This window comes from Saliterribacillus persicus (assembly GCF_003337485.1).
GTDB lineage: Bacteria > Bacillota > Bacilli > Bacillales > Amphibacillaceae > Saliterribacillus > Saliterribacillus persicus.
Genome location: NZ_QPJJ01000029.1, coordinates 1 through 2,450, shown reverse-complemented (window position 1 = coordinate 2,450; position 2,450 = coordinate 1). Strand labels below are relative to the sequence as shown.

Annotated in this window: 2 protein-coding genes; both read right to left on the bottom strand. The window is 33.2% G+C overall.

Annotated elements, in window-relative coordinates; all coding sequences use genetic code 11:
* Positions 1-36 precede the first annotated feature (36 nt).
* Complete coding sequence (gene istB / locus DFR57_RS18025; protein WP_114354612.1) at positions 37-804, bottom strand: IS21-like element helper ATPase IstB; 768 nt, start codon at positions 802-804, stop codon at positions 37-39.
* Entirely contained in the window at positions 797-2,341 is a 1,545-nt protein-coding gene (gene istA / locus DFR57_RS18020) for an IS21 family transposase (RefSeq protein WP_114354611.1), read from the bottom strand. Before istA ends, istB begins: the two co-directional genes overlap by 8 nt.
* Between the last annotated feature and the right edge of the window lie 109 nt (positions 2,342-2,450).

The following is a 2,450-nucleotide window of genomic DNA, read 5'->3' as shown; positions in this document are numbered from 1 at the left end:
TGTATTTCGCAAGTGAAAAGTGAGCCATTTCGCAATTTAATTTTGAGCCACTTCTTCAGCACTTGTTTTTATCCATTCTTCAGTTTCTTTCATTCTGAAAGAAGGGCCATTCATGTTTAACACATGAGATTTATGTGTCAATCGATCGGTTAACGCTGCGGTTAACACTGGATCATGGAATATCTCCTGCCATTTTAAAAATGACAGGTTGCTTGTAATAATTGTTGATTTCCTTCCAGCACGTAACGATAGATGAGAAAACAATAATTCTGCACCTTCTTTATCAAAAGAAATATAACCTAATTCATCGAGAATAACCAAGTCATATTTTTCGAATTTTAATTCAAATGATCGGAGTGTTCTCTCAGAACGATGTTCTTTAAGTTGGTTAATTAATGATGGTACCGTCGCAAAAAATACTCTATATCCAGCTAAACATGCTTCCATACCTAATCCTATGGCAATATGTGACTTACCTGTACCAGGTGATCCTGTAAGAATGACATTTTGACCTTCATTAATAAAATCTAATGATTTTAAATAAGGTAATTTTTGCTTTGCTTGATTTGGCAATGCCTCTACTACTAATTCTTCTAATAGTTTTTTTTGTGGGAAATTAGCTGAACGTATCCTATTTTGCTTCGCTCGTACTAAGCGATCACTTTTCTCCTGTAAAAGTACTTGTAATAAAACTTCAAAGGCTTGTTTTGAATTTTTAAAATCTGTTTCATCTTGAACCATTTTCCGAATGCTTGGTAAACGCAATTCTTTACATATCTCAATAATTTGTTGCTTCTTATCCATAGTTAGTTACTCCTTCATCCACTTGATCAAACATATCGGCATAGGCTTTCATGTTATTTTCTGATTGATACATTGTTTCGTCTGGGTTGTACACTTGTACTCCTTCAGGAGTAGATTGTTCACAGATAAATAATATTCTTTCTGTATTTACATATCCTATTCGTATAGAATTTAGCTCTTCAACTGCCTTTATGACACTAGCTAAGTTATTATTTTCTTTGATATAAAGGAGTAACTCTATGAATTCTTTTTCTTTTCCTATATAATGATTGTTGTATAATTTTTTTATTTGTGTAGGTGCCTGCTTAAAACTTTGACTTTGAGCTATGGCACCTTTTTTCTTTTGGAATGTTTTTAAATAGTGATAGATATTCATTTCCCATTGATGTAATCCCCAGTTTCGTGGATGCTCTGCCACTAGCTCTCCTTCAATAAATAATTTAATTTTCTCAGCTCCTACCTTAGCTCTAATGTACTTTCCTACGTGTCCTTCAGGAACTGAATAATGATTTTGCTTGATAACTACCGTGCTATATTTATCAACTCGACATTCAACCAATTCAGCTACATCAAATGGACTTATCCCTGCTAGTTTTGATACTGACTTTTCATTTCTCATTAAGGTAATATGCTTTTCTTTATGTTCATGATGATGTCGTCTATTTATTCTTTCTAATGTTCTAGAAAGATGCGTTTCAGCCTCTCTTAGATGTGAAAAAGAGTATTGCGATGAAAATGCTTTTCGTCGTATAAACTCAACACTTCGTTCCACATGTCCTTTTTGATTTCCTTTTCTAGGCTGACATAAACGAATTTTAAATTGATAATAGTTAGATAGATTAGTCATACTTTCCGTAATAGTTCTCTCTGTCCCGATAAATGATTTCACAACTGTTCGCATATTGTCATATGTAAATACCGAAGGTATAAAGCCAACATGCTCGATAAACTTCGTATGAACATCTAATACACAAACTTGCGACTCTGACTGATAAAGTTTTGCGAATCGATAATTACTATGTGCTAACGTAAACACCGCAAGTGAATAGCTTCTTATTCTACCATCTATTTCTAATTTTACTTCCCCCCAATCAAATTCAACTTCATATCCTGGCTCGCAATACCTTCTAATGAAAACTTCTTTAGTTTTGGCTACTTCCTCATTAACGAAATTTCTTACAGTGGTATAACTAATAAAATATCCAGCATCAATTATACTCTCGTGCATATCGATAATTTTCATTTGCTGTTTACTCATATAATGATTTCTTTTCCACTCATTTTCTTTTATATAGCCTCTTAAGATGCCTTTAATTTCATCAGTTAATACACGCTTTTTACCAGTTCTCTTTTTATAAGTAGGTGGCTTTATAATATCTTCAGTAATCGGTAGATTACGAACATCATCATTCCTACTTTTCTCAAATTCCTTTATATACTTACTGACAGTATTTCTGGATTTCTTTGTTTTCTTTGCGATCTTTCTCCCACTCATCCCCTCCAAGTATAATTTTAGGATTGTCTGCTTCTCACTCAATATAATCACTCCTGATACTTCCCCCTAATATGTCATTAGGGTTATTTTCTATCAAAAGTGGCTCAGTTTTCAATTGCTATGGTGGCTCACTTTTAAATTACCATATACA